Source organism: Streptomyces olivaceoviridis (assembly GCF_014650115.1).
GTDB classification, from domain to species: domain Bacteria; phylum Actinomycetota; class Actinomycetes; order Streptomycetales; family Streptomycetaceae; genus Streptomyces; species Streptomyces olivaceoviridis.
In genome coordinates this window covers 88813-107085 of sequence record NZ_BMUI01000018.1, presented here as the reverse complement: position 1 = coordinate 107085, position 18273 = coordinate 88813, and the positions used below count along the sequence as shown (strand labels likewise).

Here is an 18273-nt window from a genome sequence, read left to right as displayed (position 1 = left end):
GCTAGCCTGAAGCGCACCCGCGCGGGCAAATCCGAGCAAATTCCACCCACAGCAGTCCTCAGTGACTCCCAGGCAGACTCCCAGCGACTCCCAGGCAAAGGAAGCAGAGCCATGGCAGCCGGCGCCCCCCGGATCTTCGTCTCGCACCTCGCCGGGGTTCCCGTCTTCGATCCGACCGGCGACCAGGTGGGTCGCGTCCGCGATCTGGTCGTCATGCTGCGCGTCGGGCGACGGCCCCCGCGCGTCCTCGGGCTGGTCGTCGAGTTGTCCACCCGGCGCCGTATCTTCCTGCCCATGACCCGGGTCACCGGCATCGAGTCCGGCCAGGTCATCACCACCGGCGTGGTCAACGTCCGCCGGTTCGAGCAGCGGCCCACCGAGCGGCTGGTCTTCGGCGAGCTGCTGGACCGGCGGGTGACGCTGGTGGAGACCGGCGAGGAGGTCACCGTCCTCGACGTGTCCGTGCAGCAGCTGCCCGCCCGCCGGGACTGGGAGGTCGACCGCGTCTTCCTGCGCAAGGGCAGGAAGGGCGGCGCCTTCCGGCGGGCCAGGGGGGAGACGCTGACCGCCGAGTGGTCGGCCGTCACCGGGTTCTCCCTGGAGGAGCACGGACAGGGCGCCGAGAGCCTGCTCGCCACCTTCGAGCAGCTGCGCCCCGCCGACCTCGCCAACGTCCTGCACCACCTCTCCCCGAAACGGCGGGCCGAGGTGGCCGCCGCCCTGGACGACGACCGGCTCGCCGACGTGCTGGAAGAGCTGCCGGAGGACGACCAGATCGAGATCCTCGGCAAGCTGAAGGAGGAGCGCGCGGCGGACGTGCTGGAGGCGATGGACCCGGACGACGCGGCCGACCTGCTCGCCGAACTGCCCGAGGCGGACAAGGAGCGGCTGCTGAGCCTGATGCAGCCCGCCGACGCGGCCGACATGCGCCGCCTGATGTCGTACGAGGAGCACACGGCCGGCGGCCTGATGACGACGGAGCCGATCGTGCTGCGGCCCGACGCCACCGTCGCCGACGCGCTCGCCCGGGTCCGCAACCCGGACCTGTCCCCCGCCCTGGCCGCCCAGGTCTACGTCTGCCGCCCGCCCGACGAGACCCCGACCGGCAAGTACCTGGGCACCGTCCACTTCCAGCGGTTGCTGCGCGACCCGCCGTACACCCTGGTCAGCTCGCTCGTGGACGACGATCTGCAACCGCTGTCCCCGGACGCGTCCCTGCCGATCATCGCCGGGTTCTTCGCGACGTACGACATGGTGGCGGCGCCCGTGGTGGACGAGTCCGGGTCGCTGCTCGGCGCGGTGACCGTGGACGACGTACTGGACCACATGCTGCCCGACGACTGGCGGGAGACCGAGTTCCACCTCGATCAGGGAGAGGAGGCGCCCACGCATGGCTCCTGAGCGCGAGACCACGACCCGCGAGCGTCCTCCGGCGGGCGCCACGGCCGCCGGCCGGCCCCGGACCACCCGGCTGGACCAGCCACGCTCGCCACGCCGCCGGCTCCTGCCCGAGTGGGACCCGGAGGCCTTCGGCCGGCTGTCGGAGAAGATCGCCCGCTTCCTGGGCACCGGGCGCTTCATCGTCTGGATGACGGTCGTCATCATCGTGTGGGTGGTGTGGAACATCGCCGCGCCCCGCCACCTGCGCTTCGACGAGTACCCGTTCATCTTCCTCACGCTGATGCTGTCCCTCCAGGCGTCCTACGCGGCCCCGCTGATCCTGCTCGCGCAGAACAGGCAGGACGACCGCGACCGGGTCAACCTGGAGCAGGACCGCAAGCAGAACGAGCGGTCCATCGCCGACACCGAGTACCTGACCCGGGAGGTCGCCGCCCTGCGCACGGGCCTGGGCGAAGTGGCCACCCGCGACTGGATCCGCTCGGAGCTCCAGGACCTGGTCAAGGAGCTGGAGGAGCGCCGCCGTCACGACGGGCACCCGGGTCACGTCGTATTCCCGGCGGAACGGACGGAACGACCGCCGGGACGTGACACAGACGACCGCTGAGGGGCATCCCGGACGCCCCTCGGCGCGCCGTACCATCGTCCTTATGGCTACGGAAGACGCGGTGCGCGAGGCACTGGCGACGGTGAACGACCCCGAGATCAACCGCCCGATCACCGAACTCGGGATGGTCAAATCGGTGGAGATCGGCGCGGACGGAGCGGTCGCGGTCACCGTGTACCTGACGGTGTCCGGCTGCCCGATGCGGGACACCATCACGCAGCGCGTCACCGAGGCGGTCTCCCGGGTCGAGGGCGTCACCCGCGTCGACGTCACCCTGGACGTGATGAGCGACGAGCAGCGCAAGGAACTGGCGGCGGCCCTGCGCGGCGGCCAGGCCGAGCGCGAGGTCCCCTTCGCCAAGCCGGGCAGCCTCACCCGGGTCTACGCGGTCGCGTCCGGCAAGGGCGGCGTCGGCAAGTCCTCGGTGACGGTGAACCTGGCCTCGGCGATGGCGGCCGACGGCCTGAAGGTCGGCGTCGTGGACGCGGACATCTACGGCCACAGCGTGCCGCGCATGCTGGGCGCCGACGGCCGGCCCACCCAGGTCGAGAACATGATCATGCCGCCGTCCGCGAACGGCGTGAAGGTCATCTCCATCGGCATGTTCACGCCCGGCAACGCCCCGGTCGTCTGGCGCGGCCCGATGCTGCACCGCGCGCTCCAGCAGTTCCTGGCGGACGTCTACTGGGGCGACCTGGACGTCCTGCTGCTGGACCTCCCGCCCGGCACCGGCGACATCGCGATCTCCGTCGCGCAGCTGGTCCCGAACGCCGAGATCCTGGTCGTCACGACCCCGCAGCAGGCGGCGGCCGAGGTGGCCGAGCGGGCCGGCTCCATCGCCGTACAGACCCACCAGAAGATCGTCGGCGTGGTCGAGAACATGTCCGGCCTGCCCTGCCCGCACTGCGGCGAGATGGTCGACGTCTTCGGCACGGGCGGCGGCCAGCTGGTCGCCGACGGTCTCACCCGCACCACGGGCACGTCCGTGCCCGTCCTCGGCAGCATCCCGATCGACGTCCGCCTCCGCGAGGGCGGTGACGAGGGCAAGCCGGTCGTCCTGACCGACCCGGACTCCCCGGCGGGCTCCGCGCTGCGCGCGATCGCCGGCAAGCTGGGCGGGCGGCAGCGGGGGCTGGCGGGGCTGTCGCTGGGGATCACGCCGAAGAACAAGTTCTAGGTCTGCCACGGCGAAGGGGCGTCGTCCGCACGGGCGGCGCCCCTTCGCCGTACCCGGAGCGCTCAGGACGGCGCCCCTGTCGCCTATCCGGAGCGCTCAGGACGGCGTCCCTGTCGCCGTACCCGGCGCGCTCAACGGCCGTCGCGGTCGTCCGTGCGCCCGGGGCAGAGGTCGAGCGTGGTGCACAGCATGATCTCCTGGAAGGAGCCGTCCGCGGACCCCGCGCCCGGCTCCCGGCCGGCATGCGGCACGAACCGCCATTGCGATGCTTTGGTGTGCTGCGTCCTGTCCGCCTTCTCGACATGGGCGTGCAGTGTGCGGGCCACGGGGTCGTTCGTCTCCACCAGCACTTCGCCGGCGCGGAGCGGGAAGTGGTCGTGCAACAGGCAGAGGCCGAACCGGTCCAGATTCCCGTGCTTGGCCAGCACCGCCACCAGATCCTCGACGAACTCGGCGTCCTGGGGCCCCAGTCCTTCGGCCTCCTCGAAGCGGGGAAGCGGATTCCGCGGGACGCCCGTTTCGGTGTCGGTCATGGGTCCTCCGTCAATCGACTGACGGTCAGCGGCTTCCATTGTCGGACGCCGAACCCGCCCCCGCAAATGCCACTGGCACGCCCAAGCAGGTGCGTGTCGGCGATCCGCCGTGTGTCTGAGCATGACATACACACCGCTTTGTCTACATTCGCCGGGGACATGGAGAGGTGTCAGCCCTATGGCGATGACTCGGTGGTGGCGGCTGCTGCTGCCGCTCCTGGTGCTGGTGGCATGGGCGGGGGAGTGCGGACCGGCTCAGGCGCGACAGCGCGATGCCGGTACCGACTGCATGTCGGACCGCCTCAGGGGAAGCACCGTCAGCGCCACACTGCGGCTGGAGCAGCACAAGCTCTCAACTCCCCGGACTGTTTCCGACATGACGGTGCGGGTGCCCAGACAGTGGCCGCACGCCCGGCATCTGACCTTCGGTGACAAGTCCCCGCAGTACCGCCAGGCGATGCGATGCCTGCTGCTCGGGGACGAGGCACCCGGGGAACGGAGCGAATGGCGCCCCCACGACCCGGTGGTGACCGCCACCGACACCTCGGTCACGGTGCACTACGTCGCCTACGACTGGATCACCTCGGAAAATCCCGTCCTCGTGGGTCCTTGGCAGGTCATCCCCACGGGGAGGACATGGATGATCTACCTGTGGCCGCCGACGCTCCAGACCATCCGGTGGAAGCGGATCGAGGTCGATCTGGGCGGCCTCAGTTTCAACGACCTCGTGGAGCACGCGTCGTCCTCCACCGGGAACCAGCTGGTGTGGAAGAACGCGCTGCCCGAAGAGGTGCAGGTGGAGGTCGATCCACCCTGGCAGCGCTTGCTGCCGATGAAGCTCGGTCAGTCGATCTGGGCCACCGCGGGCATCGCCTCGTGGTGGGTGTGCGCCTCGATCCTGATCGTCGTGGCCGCACTCCGTGCCGAGCCCGCCGAGGCAGCCACCGGGCCCGGAGCGGCACGGCGGCCAGCGCGGCGGGAGGTGGCCCGGCGGTCCACGGCGGACCCCCCGGACACCGGCTCCCGACAGGACGTCAGCTTCACGCGCACACTGCTGGAGTGGGCCGGGCTGAGCGCGGGGGTCGCTCTGGCACTGCTCCTGTTCGTCCCGCAGGGCCGGTTCTCCCCCCGATGGCACGCCCTTCTGTGCATTCCCGCGGGCGTGGTCCTGGTCTTCGCCGCCCGCCCGTGGAGCGTGGGCGCGTCACGGACCTCGGCCGGCGCCGGCCCGGACGAGCCGGCCCGGCCGGCAGATGTCCAGCATCGTCAGGCACTCGCCGTCACGGCGACCACGTGTGCGGTGGCGGGCATCGGCCTGCTGGTGCTCCTGGCCCACGATGTCTTCGGGCTTCCCGGGGGCCTGGGACCGAAGACGACGACCGCCTTCGGCCGCACCGGGCTCGCCCTGCTGGGGCTGGTGACCGTGTGGTTGTGGCTGGCCGCGATGGCCGCCTGGGCCTGGCGCTTCGTGCGTGAGGGAGGACTGCTCCAGGGGCGACGCTGGACCAGGCGGTGGGACGAAGCCCCCGTCCGGTGCGTGGCCGTCGTCGGAAGCCTGCTGGCCGCCGTCGCCGTGGCACTCCTCGCATGCGCCTGGTGGGTGAACGAACGACGGTGGAAGCGCGTCAACTGGCTCGTCGAGCAACCTGACCCCTCCGCTCACAACGCGTCCCTGAGCCACACGTTCGCGAATTTCTTCTACACCGACCTGAGATGGCTCTACGCCTACAGCTGGGTGCTGACGGGAATCGCCCTGCTGGCCCTGCTCCGCTTTCGCAGCAGACCGCCCCGGACACACGGCCTCCAGGGACACGAGCGATCCCCCCTGGGGCCGAGCAAGCCGGATCTCCTGCTGACCGTCTCCTTGTTCGCCTTCTTCGTCGGCATCCGGGCCGCGAGGTTCGCGGGCGCCGGCGCGCTGTACGGCGTCTGGCTGGGGCTGAACATCCTCGCCCTGTACGTCCTCCTCGCCCTGGGACGGCGGTGGTCCGTGCTGAGCCGGATGGGGGACCGCTTCTACCGGGTGCGGCTGGCCAGCAAGCAGGACAGGAGCGAACTGCTGGAGAAGGCCCGCCAATACCGCAACGCGAACCATCAGATGCACCTGCTGGACCAGGGCCGCGCCGCCGGAGTGACCGGCGAGCAGTTGGAAGAGAAACTGAACGGGCTGCACCAGTGGGTGGTCACCGCGTGCGAAGGAGCCGACCCGCCGGAGCAGATCTCGGTGCTGGACATCGCCCTGGCCTGGGGACCGGAGGGGCACTGGTGGTCCAACGCGGTGCGCGCGGCACGTCTGGCGTTCTGGTTCGGAACGCCGGCCACCGTGCTGCTCGTCTACTACGAGGCACGGGATTCCTACGCGCGACAGCAAGCCCTGTACTCCCCCATCGGCCTCCCGGAGTTCGCCGCGGACCTGATTCTCTACCAGCTGGGGTGGGCGGTCGCCGGCTTCACGCTGGGGGCGCTGTGGCGTCTGCTGCCCGGACACCGCAGCCAGGCACGGGCCTGGCTGCTCACCGCTGCCTACGGATTTCCCGCGGTGCTGGCCGCCGCGCTCATCCAGATCATGGACACGGACCCCCGCCAGCTCCTGTTGTACGCCGCGCTCCTGCTCGTCATCCTGACACTCACCAGCATCTGGATGGACCTGGCGACGTTCCAGAAGGAACGGAAGTACTGGCCCAGCGGTTTCGCCCTGCTGCTGTCCATCCACCAGCTGCGCGGCTTGTCCGTAGGGATCACCTGGATCCTGGCCCAGCTCGCGGCCGTCGTGACGATCTTCAAGAGCCTGACCCACTGAACGGCCGGCCGGGCCCGGGCGGCCACCACACCCGGGCCCGGCCCGTCACGCGTAGGCGGCGATGTCCTTGATCGCGGCGAAGCCGAGGCCGTACGCGCTCATCCCCCGCCCGTACGCGCCCAGGTGCACCCCCGCCTCCGTGGTGCCGGCCAGCACCCAGCCGTACTCGGACTCCCGGTAGTGGAACGAGGCGGACACCCCGTCGACGGGCAGGGAGAGCCGGGACCACTCCGGGCCCTCCAGGTCGTCGGCCAGGGCCCACGCCGTCTCCGTCTGCTGGTCCAGCCAGTCGTCCCGCAGGCTGTGGTCCATCTGCCCGGGCCATGTGAACGACAGCAGCCCCACTCCGGCCAGCCACGCCGCCGAGGACACCGAGGTGGCCTCCAGCAGCCCCGTACCGTCGGCGCTCCGCCGGGACGGCTGCGCGGCGACGGTGACCACGACCGCGAACTTCTCCCGGGGCTCGCCGGCGGAGCCGGTCTCGCCCCGCACCGAGGGCTCGTCGCCGTGCCCGACCGAACCGTGCTCGACGGCACCGTCGGCGGCCGTGCCGACCTGCATCAGCCAACGCGGCCCCGTGAACGCCTCGTCGAGCCCGTACCACGGGAAGGGCGCCCGCAGGTAACCGTCGACCGTACTCCGGGCGGAGGGGAGTTGCTGTCCGCCCTCCGCGGCCGGCACCTGCGCGCCCACCCGACTCGTCGTCTCCATCTACCCGGACGCCTCCTCGCTCTCGTCGAACCGGGGTGGCCCGCCCCCCATTCGGGCGTACGCGTCCGGTCCGCACAACAACTCGGCAGCATATCCACACCACTGAGGGCAGCAGGGCAGGCGCCGGACGCGTGGGTCGCGCGAACGGCCCGTGCGGGCCGTGCGCGACGGGCGTGCGGTATGAAACGCGTCACGTGCGCGGCGTACGCACGCGTGCGCGTGTCGGCGGGGGAGCGCCGGCGGACGCGCTTACGTGGCGTCCGCGTCGAAGGGCGGGCGCTCGTCGCCCCCGGGCGTCTCGGGCTTCTTGGTCATGTCGACGCGCCCGCCGGAGGACGACGGGGACGACGGGGACGACGGGGACGACGGGGAAGGGGACGAGGAGGACGAACCGTCGCGGCCGTGGACCGCGTCCGTGACCTCCGCCATCTCCTTCTTCAGGTCGAAGCCGTTGCGGATCTCCTTGAGCCCCAGTTCGTCGTTGTCCAGCTGCTTGCGGATGAACGTCTTGGGGTTGAGATCCTCGAACTCGAAGTCCTTGAACTCGGGACCCAGCTCGCTACGGATGTCCTGCTTCGCGCTCTCCGAGAACTCGCGGATCTTCCGGATCGTGCGCATCACGTCCTGGATGACCTTCGGGAGCTTGTCCGGACCGAAGACGAGCACGGCGAGCACGATGATCGTCACCAGCTCCAGTGGTCCTATGTCATTGAACACCTGACGCTCCTTGCGATGTCCTCGGTCGCTCAACGGTACCCGGCGTTCCTGTCCGACCGGTACCGTCCCGAGGTGAGACTTCTGTCAGTTCTGCTCCGACGCGCCCAGCACGAGTGACACGTCCCGCTCGATGCCGTCACGCTCGACCGTCAGCCGCAGCCGGTCCCCCGGCCGGTGGGCGCGGATCTTGACGATCAGCTCCTCCCCGGTGTGGACGCGCTCACCGCCGACCTCGGTGATGACGTCGCCCGCCCTGAGCCCGGCCCGCTCGCCGGGGCCGCCCCGGGTGACGGCGGAGCCTCCGCTCGCGCTCTTGCTGTCGATACGGGCGCCGTCACCGGTGTAGCCCATGTCGAGGGTGACGCCGATCACCGGGTGCGTGGCGTGGCCGTCGTTGATCAGTTCCTCGGCGACGCGCTTGGCCTGGTTGACGGGTATGGCGAAGCCGAGGCCGATGGACCCGGCCTGGCCGCCGTCGGCCTCCGAGCCGCTGCCTGCGGAGCGGATGGCGGAGTTGATGCCGATGACCTGGGCCCGGGAGTCGAGCAGCGGGCCGCCGGAGTTGCCCGGGTTGATGGGGGCGTCGGTCTGGAGCGCGTCGACGTACGACACGTCGCTGCCGTCGCTCTTCTCCCCACCGGCGGTGATCGGCCGCTCCTTGGCGCTGATGATGCCGGAGGTGACCGTGTTGGCGAGGTCGAAGGGGGCTCCGATGGCGACGACCGGGTCACCGACCTTGACGTCGTCGGAGTTGCCGAGGGGCAGCGGGGTGAGCCCGTGGACGCCGTGCACCTGGACCACGGCGAGGTCGTAGCCGCTGTCCCGGCCGACGACCTTGGCCTTGACGGTGTCGCCGCTGCTGAACGTCACGGATATCTCGCCGCCCGTCCCGGCGGGCTCGACCACGTGGTTGTTGGTGAGGATGTGCCCCTCGGCGTCGAGCACGAAGCCGGTGCCGGTGCCCGCCTCGTCGGCGCCACGGACGTGCAGCGTGACCACGCTGGGCAGGGCGCGGGCGGCGATCCCGGCCACGCTGTCCGGCGCCCGGCCGGCCGGCACGCTCCCGGCCTGCGGCAGCCGTACGTCGTCGCCGAAGCCCTCGCGCTGGAGATAGGCGCCGGCGGCTCCGCCGACGCCCGCGGAGAACAGGGCGACGACCAGGGTCCACGCGAACAGGATGCGCCGCGCGCTCCTCTTGCGCTGCTGCTCCGTCGGCACGCCCGCACCGGTCTGCTGGAGCGGCCCCCGGGCCGGCACCTGCTCCTTGGCGGAACCACCGGCCCAGGGGTCGTAACGGCCCCAGGGGTCGGAGCCGTCCGGAGCGGGGGCGGTGACGGCGGGGGCGGTGGGCGCCGGTGCGTGGGCGGCCGGGGCCGACGCGGGGCCGGGCACGTGCGGTGCGAGCGCGGAGGGAACGGGGGCCGGTGCGTGCGCCATGGCCGCGGGCAGGGGTGCCGTGGGCGCGGCCGACGGTGGCGTCGTCGGCGCGGGCACGACCGTTCCGTGCGCCGGGGTCGCCGCCGGATGCTGCACCGGCGGCGCGGGCGCCCAGGGGCCTGGTTCGCCGTACGGCGGGGTGCTGTACGGGTCGGGGTCGTGCAGCGGCTTGGGCCGCTCTACGGGGGCCGCCCAGGCGGCCTCCCGGGCCGCTACGGCGTCTCCACCGGCGCGTTCCCGGACGTCTCCGCCGGCGCCTCCCTGGAGGTCTCCATCGGCGTCCCCGCGGATGTCTCCACCCGCCTCTCCCCGAACGCCGCCACCGGCGCCACCGCGGAGGTCTCCCCCGGCGCCACCCCGGCTGTCTCTCCCGGCGCCACCCCGGAAGGCCGGCCCGGTTCCGCCCTCGGTTCCTCCCCCAGCCCCTCCCGCGATGTCTCCCTCCGTGCCTTCCCCGTGGGTCTCCCCTCCGTCCGCGCCGGCCGGCAGCCCTGTCGGCTTGGCCAGTTCGAAGTCGCCGTCGGATCCGGTGACTTCCGGTAGGGCGCCCCCGGCTGCCTCGACGCGGTCGGCCGGCGTCACTCCCGCCGCCCCCTCCGGTCCGTCCACCGGCGGGACACGGTTCCCCTCGTTCATGCTCTCCCCACGGCTGGGCCGCGACCGCGCGCTGCCGCGGCCATGGAACGTCGTCCACCGCCCCCGGGTCATCGCCGCGGGAGCGGTCTCACAGGATTCAACCAGGTTCGCGGAGCCGGGGCGCAACGGCCGGTCAGGGCGACTGGTGGGGCACGGCGGGAGCGGCCGGGGAAGCCGGGGCGGCGGAGGGGACGGTGTCGGGGACGGGGGCGGACAGCAGGCCGAAGCCGGCGACTCCGGGGGTGGTGGACCAGTCGGCGAGCGGCAGGGCCACGGTCTCGTCGAGCTTGCGTATCAACGGGGAGACGGCGGCCACACCGGCCAGCACGGGCGCGGTCACGGCGCGCACCGGCTCGGCCCGGTCCTGCCCGGCGACGGGAGACGGCACTCCGGGGAGCAGCGGCGCGGACAGGGTGGTCGGCGCCGCCGGGACCGGTCCGAGCGGCGCACCGCCCTGGGCGAGCAGCGGCCCCGCCGGGCGGCGGCGCTGGGTCTCCGGCGTGGCCGCGCCTCCGCCCGCGCCGGTGCCGGCCGGGATCACATTGCTGCCGACGCCGGTGCCGCCGCGGAAGTCCGTGGTCAGGTCGCCGGGGAGGGAGGTGGTGACGCCGCCGAGGGCGACCGCGGCCAGCGACACCGCGCCGGCGGCGGCGAACGCGAACCGCAGCCCGCGCGAGGCGGAGCGGCCGTCGTCCGGGCGGCCGACGGGATGGATGCGGAAGCCGCGGTCCTCGGGAACCGCGACGCGGTTCGCGCGGGCGGGGAGGAAGCCGGGGGCGCGGGCGGGGACGTACCCGAACGGGAGGCGCTCGCCGCGACTCACTCCGAACGGCCCGGTGGCGTCGGAGGCGTCGGACGGTCCCGTGGCCGGACCACCGAGGAATCCACCCCCGGGCGACGGCGTGCCGCCGCCGTTCGGGTCACCTCCCCCGGAGAGGCCCTGGAGGCGGGCCAGGAAGCTCGCCGAGGGCGGGGGCGGGGCCGCCTCCGCGAACACGTTCTTCAGCGCGCGCTGGGCGTCCGCCTCCGCCTTGCACCGGGCGCAGGTGGCCAGGTGGGCGAGGACGCGCTCACGCGTCTCATGACCGAGCTCTCCGTCCACGAGGGCGGAGAGCCGGTCTCCCAGGTGCTGCTCTGCGAGGCGCGCCTCCTCGACAGGTTTCGGCCGAGATCCACTCACGCGGTCGCGCCCCCTCCCCCCAGAGCGGGGACACGGGGGGCCAGGAAGGAGCGCCGCTCGGCCGCGCGGGCCTCCGGGGAGCGGTGCGCGAGGGCCTTGCGGAGCTGGGACCGGCCGCGGTGGATGCGGGAGCGGACCGTGCCGAGCTTCACGCCGAGGGTCGCGGCGATCTCCTCGTACGACAGTCCTTCGATGTCGCACAGGACGACGGCGGCGCGGAACTCGGGCGCGAGGGTGTCGAGGGCCTGCTGGACGTCGGCGTCGAAGTGGGCGTCGTTGAAGAGCTGCTGGGGGGTGGGCTCGCGGCTGGCCAGGCGCTCGGCCGCGTCCTCGCCGAGGGCGTCGAAGCGGATGCGCTGCTTGCGCCGGACCATGTCCAGGAAGAGGTTGGTGGTGATGCGGTGCAGCCAGCCCTCGAAGGTGCCCGGCGAGTACGTCGACAGGGAACGGAAGACACGGACGAAGACCTCCTGGGTGAGGTCCTCGGCGTCGTGCTGGTTGCCCGTCAGGCGGTAGGCGAGTCGGTAGACCCGGCCGCTGTGTGTGCTGACGATCTCCTCCCACGCGGGCGGAGTCCACGCCTGCCCGTCCGCGTCGGTGGCGAAGGTCGCGGTCTGGGTCTCGCCTGTGGCGAGACCGGCGGCGTGGCTGTCGGCAGCGGTGTCGGTCACGGATTTCGGCCTGCCCGCCGACCCGAGGAAGCGCCGCAGCACTCCGCCCCGGTCCCCGGGCGCAGCCGCACCTCCCCTGTCGGCTCTGGTGGTGTCCAGTGGAGCCCCTACCATAGCCACCTCGCCCGTTAGCTCCGGATAAGCGGTTTTACGAGAATTTGATGCACGCTGATACGGCTCATGCGCCTGCGTCAGCAGTTGCTCGGCGTCCTGATCCACCTCTCGCCCCCCCGTCGTATCCCCGGTCACCGGCTCTTCCTCGTAAACGCCCGGTCCCATCTGCGGGTTCCCGACGCCAACGGATACAGTCACGCCCAGGCAACCACGGGGACAGGAGAGGGTCATTACCGGCAACCGGCAGACGAGCTGGGCGTTCGCCGACGCCTTTGTCGCCGAGGACGAAGCGCTGCGCTGGGCCCGCGACCGGGCCCGCGAGGCAGGGCTGCGCTCGGTGTCGCCCAGCACGGGCGCCGCGCTGCGACTGCTCGCCGCCTCCGTGGACGCGAAGGCGGTCGCGGAGATCGGCACGGGCTGCGGGGTGTCCGGCATCCATCTGCTGCACGGGATGCGGCCGGACGGGGTGCTCACCACGGTGGACCCGGAGCCGGAGCACCAGCAGTTCGCCCGGCAGGCCTTCCGCGTCTGCGGCTTCGCCAGCAACCGGGCCCGGTTCATCCCCGGCCGCGCGCTGGACGTGCTCCCGCGTCTCGCGGACGCCGGCTACGACCTCGTCTTCTGCGACGGGGACCGCCTGGAGTACCCGGACTACCTCGATGAATCGTTGCGCCTGCTGCGGCCGGGTGGCCTGGTGGTCTTCGAGGGCGTGTTCGCCAACGGCCGCACGGTCGACTCCGGGCCGCAGCCGACCGAGGTGCTGCGGCTGCGCGAGCTGCTGCGCACCGTGCGGGAGAGCCAGGAACTGGTCCCCTCGCTGCTGCCGGTGGGCGACGGCCTGCTGTGCGCCGTCAAGCGCTGAGGCCGCGCCGGGGGGCGGGAACGCGGCTGCCCCGGCACCGCGTACGATGCCGGGGCAGCCGGAAGGACTGATCGCTGGGACGTCAGACGACGACCTTCTTCAGGGCGTCGCCGAGCGCCTCGGCCTCGTCAGGGGTCAGCTCGACGACGAGTCGACCGCCGCCTTCGAGCGGAACGCGCATGACGATGCCCCGCCCCTCCTTGGTCACCTCGAGCGGGCCATCACCCGTCCGCGGCTTCATGGCCGCCATGCTCGTTCCCCTTCCTGAAACCCAGCTCATCGATCGTCTGCCGACGGCCCCTCGGGGCACCCGCCATCCGCAACGGACACGCGACACCGGCATCGAACACATTGCTTCCAAGCCATTATCCCGCATCGCAGGACCCGATGACCAACATCAGTCGGCATCGCTTGGGCAACGCGCGCGAGCAAAACCACCCAATTCGGCGATGTGGCTGCGATACTGCGCCCCCGCACGAAGATCCGCCGACGGCTTCCGCCCCGGTTTTCTTTGACGCAGGTCACACGTCCGGTCCGGCCCCTGGATGGCGATCTCCGCCATGCTGTCCTCAGACATGGACGTACTGAGCGGTACGTCACCAGCCGCGAACCGGAGGGGATGCGCCATGGCCGACACCGTGCTCTACGAGGTGAGCGACGGACTCGCGACGATCACGCTGAACCGCCCCGAGGCGATGAACGCGCTGAACATCGCGACCAAGGTCGCCCTGCGGGAGGCGGCGGAATCGGCGGCCGGCGACCCGGCCGTGCGGGCGATCCTGCTGACCGCCGCCGGGGACCGGGCGTTCTGCGTGGGCCAGGACCTCAAGGAGCACATCGGGCTGCTGGCCAGTGACCGGGAGACCGGGGCCGGGCAGACGATGACCACGGTCAGGGAGCACTACAACCCGATCGTGCGGGCGCTCGCCGGGGCGCCGAAGCCGGTGGTCGCGGCGGTGAACGGCGTGGCGGCGGGGGCCGGGTTCGGCTTCGCGCTCGCCGCGGACTACCGGCTGGTGGCCGACAGCGCCTCCTTCAACACGTCGTTCGCCGGTGTGGCCCTCACCGCCGACTCCGGGATCTCCTGGACGCTGCCCCGGGTGATCGGCCCGAGCCGCGCCGCCGACCTGCTGCTCTTCCCGCGCAGCATCGGCGCGCAGGACGCGCTGGAGCTGGGGATCGCCAACCGGGTCGTCCCCTCGGCCGAGCTGCGCGCGGAGGCCGGGAAGGCGGCGCGGGCGCTGGCCTCGGGGCCGACGGTGGCGTACGCGGCGATCAAGGAGGCGGTGGCCTTCGGGCTGACGCATTCCCTCGCCGAGACGCTGGAGAAGGAGGACGAGCTCCAGACCCGGGCGGGGCGGTCCGAGGACCACGCCATCGCCGTCCAGGCGTTCGTGGACAAGGAGAAGCCGAAGTACCTGGGGCGGTAGCTCAGGGGGCGCTCCTCGCCACGCACGTCTCCAGGTGGTCGTCGACCAGGCCGCACGCCTGCATCAGGGCGTACGCCGTCGTCGGGCCCACGAATTTGAGCCCCCGCTTCTTCAGGGCCTTGGACAGGGCCGTCGACTCCGGAGTCACCGCCGGGACGTCCGCGAGGGTCTTCGGGGCCGGGCGGGTGGCCGGGTCGGGGGCGTGGGACCAGATCAGGGTGTCCAGCTCGCCCTCGGTCCAGTCGGCGAGGACACGGGCGTTGGCGAGGGTGGCGTCGATCTTGGCCCGGTTGCGGATGATGCCGGGGTCGGCGAGCAGGCGGTCGCGGTCGGTCTCGGTGAAGGCGGCGACCTTCTCGATGCGGAAGCCGGCGAAGGCCGCGCGGAAGCCCGGACGGCGGCGCAGGATCGTGATCCAGGACAGGCCCGACTGGAAGGCCTCCAGGCTGAGCCGCTCGAAGAGGGCGTCGTCGCCGTGGACCGGGCGGCCCCACTCCTCGTCGTGGTACGACACGTAGTCGACGGTGGACAGGGCCCAGGGACAGCGCAGGGCGCCGTCCGGCCCGGGGACGGCCGCTCCGGTGGTCATCGCTCCTCCTCCGGGCCCTCGCCGCGGTCCCGCGGTGCGTGGTGCGCGTCAGCGGCGGCGGCTCTCGCGCCCGCCAGCGCGGACTCCAGGTCGGCGATACGGGCGTCCCGCTCCGCCAGTTCCGCGGCGAGCCGGCCGAGCGCGTCGTCGACGTCGGCCATGCGGTAGCCGCGCGGGGCGAGGGGGAAGCGCAGGTCCTCCACGTCCGCGCGGCCCACCGGGCGGTCCGCGGGGAGGGGGTCCTGGAGCCGCTCGGGCGCCACCTCGGGCAGCGGGGCGCTCTCCCCGCCGCCCACCACGGCCAGGGTCACCGCGGCGACCACGACGGCCAGCGCGACGACCAGGAAAAAGAACATCACCATCGCCTCAGGGTCCCCACGCTCGTTACCGGACGCTGTGCCGGAAGCCGAAACTGTCAGGGTCCGATCGTGCCATGCGAGTCTGACAGTTAGGGTCGCAGGCGGCCGTACTGCGGAACGTACTAGGAGAGGTCACAGCGGATGCTCAGGCTGGGCAGGCGGGAATTCGGGCCGCACGAGCCGGTGATCATGGCGATCGTGAACCGGACGCCGGATTCCTTCTACGACCGGGGAGCCACCTTCGGCGACGAGCCGGCCCTGGCGCGTGTGGAGCAGGCGGTGGCCGAGGGCGCGGCGATCATCGACATCGGCGGGGTCAAGGCCGGGCCCGGGGAAGAGGTCACCGCGAAGGAGGAGGCGCGCCGGACGGTCGGCTTCGTCGCGGAGGTACGGCGGCGCTTCCCCGATGTGATCATCAGCGTGGACACCTGGCGGGCCGAGGTCGGCGAGGCCGTGTGCGAGGCCGGCGCGGATCTGCTGAACGACGCGTGGGGCGGGGTCGACCCGGGGCTCGCGCAGGTCGCGGCGCGCTACGGGGTGGGGCTGGTGTGCACGCACGCCGGGGGCGTGGAGCCGCGTACGCGTCCGCACCGGGTGACGTACGACGACGTGGTGGCCGACATCCTGGACGTGACCGTGGGGCTGGCCGAGCGGGCGGTCGCGCTCGGTGTGCCGCGCGAGTCGGTGCTGATCGACCCCGGGCACGACTTCGGGAAGAACACGCGGCACAGCCTGGAGGCGACGCGGCGGCTGGACGAGATGGCGGCCACCGGGTGGCCGGTGCTGGTGTCGCTGTCCAACAAGGACTTCGTCGGGGAGACGCTGGACCGGCCGGTGAAGGAACGGCTGATCGGCACGCTGGCGACGACCGCCGTCTCCGCGTGGCTGGGGGCGCAGGTGTACCGGGTGCATGAGGTGGCCGAGACCCGTCAGGTGCTGGAGATGGTGGCGTCCATCGCCGGCCACCGGGTCCCCGCCGTGGCTCGCCGGGGTCTGGCCTGACCGGCCGGGGGGCCGGGGCGGGTGGACGTCCCCCTCGGCCCCCCGGTGGGGGCGCCTAGCGGGCCGCCTCCTTGGACACCAGGGACACCGCCTCGTCCACGTCGTCCGTCACGTGGAACAGCAGGAGGTCCTTCTCCGACGCCTTGCCCTGGGCCACCAGCGTGTTCTTCAGCCAGTCCACCAGTCCGCCCCAGTACTCGCCGCCGAACAGGACGATCGGGAACTGGGTGACCTTCTGGGTCTGGACCAGGGTCAGCGCCTCGAAGAGCTCGTCGAGGGTGCCGAGGCCGCCGGGGAGGACCACGAAGCCCTGCGCGTACTTCACGAACATCATCTTGCGGACGAAGAAGTAGCGGAAGTTGAGGCCGATGTCGACATAGGGGTTGAGCCCCTGCTCGAAGGGAAGTTCGATTCCGAGGCCGACCGAGACGCCGCCCGCCTCGCACGCCCCCTTGTTGGCCGCCTCCATCGCTCCCGGGCCACCGCCCGTGATGACCGCCCAGCCGGCCTGCACGAGCCCCCGGCCGAGCCGCACGCCCGCGTCGTACTCCGCGGAGTCCACCGGGGTCCGCGCCGAGCCGAACACGCTGATGGCGGGCGGGAGTTCGGCGAGCGTGCCGAAGCCCTCGATGAACTCCGACTGGATCCGCAGGACCCGCCAGGGGTCGGTGTGGACCCAGTCCGTGGGGGCGCGCTCGTCCAGCAGCCGCTGGTCGGTCGTACTGGCCGTCACCTGGCCCCGCCGTCGGAGGACCGGTCCGAGCCGTTGCTCGTCCGGCGGCTGCTTCTTCCCCTCGGGATTGCCGGTAGGCATGTGCGCTCCCTCCGCTTGCAGGTAGTTCGATCTCAGACTAGATCTACGCGGGTCACCGCGGGGGGACCCGGGCATGTCCGGCGTGCGGTGGCGCGCCCCGCACGGGCTAGGCGGTGAGCCAGTTCCGCAGTCGTTCCTCGCCCGCCAGGATCTTCGCGGTCTCCACGCGCTCGTCCCGCCTGTGCGCCAGGTGCGGGTTGCCGGGGCCGTAGTTGACCGCGGGGACGCCGAGCGCGGAGAAGCGGGACACGTCCGTCCAGCCGTACTTGGGCCGCGGGGTGCCGCCCACCGCCTCGATGAAGGCGGCGGCGGCCGGCTGGGAGAGGCCGGGCAGCGCGCCGGGGCTGTGGTCGTCCACCACGAACTCCTCCACGCCGCAGTCCGCGAACACCTCGTGGACGTGCGCGACGGCCTCCTGCTCGGTGCGGTCGGGGGCGTACCGGAAGTTGACCGTGACCACGCACTCGTCCGGGATGACGTTCCCGGCCACTCCCCCGCTGATGCCCACCGCGTTCAGTCCCTCGCGGTACTCCAGTCCGTCGATGACCGGCCGGCGCGGCTCGTAGGAGGCCAGCCGGGCCAGGACGGGGGCCGCCGCGTGGATGGCGTTGGAGCCCATCCAGGCGCGCGCCGAGTGGGCCCGCTCGCCCTTCGTCCTCAGCAGCACCCGCAGCGTGCCCTGGCAGCCGCCCTCCACCTCGCCGTCGGAGGGCTCCAGCAGGACCGCGAAGTCGCCCGCCAGCCACTCCGGGTGGGCCTCGGCGACGTGCCCCAGGCCGTTGAGGTCGGCGGCGACCTCCTCGTTGTCGTAGAAGACGAAGGTCAGGTCGCGGTTGGGGGCGGGGACGGTGGCCGCGATGCGCAGCTGCACCGCCACGCCCGACTTCATGTCACACGTGCCGCAGCCCCACAGCACCCCGTCCGCGTCGAGCCGCGAGGGCACGTTGTCCGCGATCGGCACGGTGTCGATGTGCCCGGCCAGGATGACGCGCTCGGCGCGGCCCAGGTCCGTCCGGGCGATCACGTTGTTGCCGTGGCGGTCCACCGTCAGGTGCGGCAGGCCGCGCAACGCGGCCTCGATGGCGTCCGCGAGCGGCTTCTCGGTGCCGCTCTCGGAGGGGAAGTCCACGAGCTGCGCGGTGAGCGCGGCGGCGTCCAGCGTGAGGTCAAGCGAGGTGTCGGCCATGGCCACGACCCTAACGCGCCACCCGCCGGGGCCGGGGGCGCGAACGACGG

General features: G+C 72.3%; 19 protein-coding genes. 8 read left to right on the top strand and 11 right to left on the bottom strand.

Translation table 11 applies throughout. From position 1 onward, the window contains the following. Positions 1–111: 111 nt before the first annotated feature. The 3 genes from IE273_RS29110 to IE273_RS29100 are packed head-to-tail and all read left to right on the top strand — an operon-like array spanning position 112 to position 3182. Positions 112–1401, top strand: coding sequence for a magnesium transporter MgtE N-terminal domain-containing protein (locus tag IE273_RS29110; RefSeq protein WP_189818148.1), 1290 nt, complete (start codon positions 112–114; stop codon positions 1399–1401). Further along, a complete protein-coding gene (locus IE273_RS29105; protein WP_189818147.1) occupies positions 1391–2005 on the top strand; it encodes a DUF1003 domain-containing protein in 615 nt (204 codons plus the stop codon). The genes IE273_RS29110 and IE273_RS29105 overlap by 11 nt, the downstream gene beginning before the upstream one ends. Before the next feature lie 43 nt (positions 2006–2048). Further along, positions 2049–3182, top strand: a complete 1134-nt coding sequence (locus tag IE273_RS29100; protein WP_189818146.1) for an Mrp/NBP35 family ATP-binding protein — start codon at positions 2049–2051, stop codon at positions 3180–3182. Positions 3183–3313: 131 nt separating this feature from the next. Here the strand turns inward: IE273_RS29100 and IE273_RS29095 are convergent, their stop codons facing one another. After that, entirely contained in the window at positions 3314–3715 is a 402-nt protein-coding gene (locus tag IE273_RS29095) for a hypothetical protein (protein WP_189818145.1), read from the bottom strand. A gap of 178 nt (positions 3716–3893) precedes the next feature. On the opposite strand from IE273_RS29095, the gene IE273_RS29090 reads away from it, so the two are divergent. Then, positions 3894–6515 carry a DUF6185 family protein gene (locus IE273_RS29090; RefSeq protein ID WP_189818144.1) on the top strand — a complete coding sequence of 874 codons (2622 nt, stop codon included), beginning with the start codon at positions 3894–3896 and terminating at the stop codon, positions 6513–6515. A 45-nt stretch (positions 6516–6560) separates the two neighbouring features. Here the strand turns inward: IE273_RS29090 and IE273_RS29085 are convergent, their stop codons facing one another. From IE273_RS29085 to IE273_RS29075, 3 genes are all read right to left on the bottom strand, one after another. Beyond that, complete coding sequence (locus IE273_RS29085; protein WP_189818143.1) at positions 6561–7226, bottom strand: hypothetical protein; 666 nt, start codon at positions 7224–7226, stop codon at positions 6561–6563. 249 nt (positions 7227–7475) lie between these two features. Next, positions 7476–7943 (bottom strand): sec-independent translocase, encoded by a 468-nt coding sequence (locus IE273_RS29080; protein WP_189818142.1) that lies wholly within the window; start codon positions 7941–7943, stop codon positions 7476–7478. Positions 7944–8027: 84 nt separating this feature from the next. Further along, positions 8028–9545: a S1C family serine protease gene (locus IE273_RS29075; RefSeq protein ID WP_444545927.1), complete on the bottom strand. Its 1518-nt coding sequence runs from the start codon at positions 9543–9545 to the stop codon at positions 8028–8030. Here IE273_RS29075 and IE273_RS45490 point away from each other — a divergent pair. Continuing rightward, positions 9540–9923: a hypothetical protein gene (locus IE273_RS45490; RefSeq protein ID WP_444545928.1), complete on the top strand. Its 384-nt coding sequence runs from the start codon at positions 9540–9542 to the stop codon at positions 9921–9923. The two genes, IE273_RS29075 and IE273_RS45490, sit on opposite strands and share 6 nt — an antisense overlap. A 226-nt stretch (positions 9924–10149) precedes the next feature. On the opposite strand, the gene IE273_RS29070 is transcribed toward IE273_RS45490, so the two are convergent. Both IE273_RS29070 and sigE read right to left on the bottom strand, forming a co-directional pair. Beyond that, complete coding sequence (locus tag IE273_RS29070) at positions 10150–11196, bottom strand: zf-HC2 domain-containing protein (RefSeq protein WP_189818141.1); 1047 nt, start codon at positions 11194–11196, stop codon at positions 10150–10152. Then, positions 11193–11909 (bottom strand): RNA polymerase sigma factor SigE, encoded by a 717-nt coding sequence (sigE, locus tag IE273_RS29065; RefSeq protein ID WP_189818140.1) that lies wholly within the window; start codon positions 11907–11909, stop codon positions 11193–11195. Before sigE ends, IE273_RS29070 begins: the two co-directional genes overlap by 4 nt. Positions 11910–12144: 235 nt before the next feature. On the opposite strand from sigE, the gene IE273_RS29060 reads away from it, so the two are divergent. After that, on the top strand, positions 12145–12843 hold the full coding sequence (locus IE273_RS29060) for an O-methyltransferase (protein ID WP_308437068.1): 699 nt from the start codon (positions 12145–12147) through the stop codon (positions 12841–12843). Between the two features lie 82 nt (positions 12844–12925). Here the strand turns inward: IE273_RS29060 and IE273_RS29055 are convergent, their stop codons facing one another. Next, the gene (locus tag IE273_RS29055; RefSeq protein ID WP_018544333.1) at positions 12926–13093 is read right to left on the bottom strand and encodes a DUF3117 domain-containing protein; all 168 of its coding nucleotides are present in this window, start codon (positions 13091–13093) and stop codon (positions 12926–12928) included. 376 nt (positions 13094–13469) lie between these two features. On the opposite strand from IE273_RS29055, the gene chcB reads away from it, so the two are divergent. Continuing rightward, the gene (chcB, locus tag IE273_RS29050) at positions 13470–14273 is read left to right on the top strand and encodes a 2-cyclohexenylcarbonyl CoA isomerase (protein WP_189818139.1); all 804 of its coding nucleotides are present in this window, start codon (positions 13470–13472) and stop codon (positions 14271–14273) included. A gap of 1 nt (position 14274) precedes the next feature. Here chcB and IE273_RS29045 read toward each other — a convergent pair whose 3' ends face one another. Together IE273_RS29045 and IE273_RS29040 are read right to left on the bottom strand one after the other, a co-directional pair. Further along, positions 14275–14862, bottom strand: coding sequence for a DNA-3-methyladenine glycosylase I (locus tag IE273_RS29045; protein WP_189818138.1), 588 nt, complete (start codon positions 14860–14862; stop codon positions 14275–14277). Continuing rightward, on the bottom strand, positions 14859–15224 hold the full coding sequence (locus IE273_RS29040; RefSeq protein WP_189818137.1) for a DivIVA domain-containing protein: 366 nt from the start codon (positions 15222–15224) through the stop codon (positions 14859–14861). Before IE273_RS29040 ends, IE273_RS29045 begins: the two co-directional genes overlap by 4 nt. 138 nt (positions 15225–15362) lie before the next feature. Here IE273_RS29040 and folP point away from each other — a divergent pair, with 138 nt between their 5' ends. Continuing rightward, positions 15363–16223: a dihydropteroate synthase gene (gene folP, locus IE273_RS29035; protein WP_189818136.1), complete on the top strand. Its 861-nt coding sequence runs from the start codon at positions 15363–15365 to the stop codon at positions 16221–16223. A 55-nt stretch (positions 16224–16278) separates the two neighbouring features. Here folP and IE273_RS29030 read toward each other — a convergent pair whose 3' ends face one another. After that, the gene (locus tag IE273_RS29030) at positions 16279–17037 is read right to left on the bottom strand and encodes an LOG family protein (RefSeq protein ID WP_189818135.1); all 759 of its coding nucleotides are present in this window, start codon (positions 17035–17037) and stop codon (positions 16279–16281) included. 106 nt (positions 17038–17143) lie between these two features. Further along, the gene (gene dapE, locus IE273_RS29025) at positions 17144–18223 is read right to left on the bottom strand and encodes a succinyl-diaminopimelate desuccinylase (RefSeq protein WP_189818134.1); all 1080 of its coding nucleotides are present in this window, start codon (positions 18221–18223) and stop codon (positions 17144–17146) included. Positions 18224–18273: the final 50 nt, after the last annotated feature.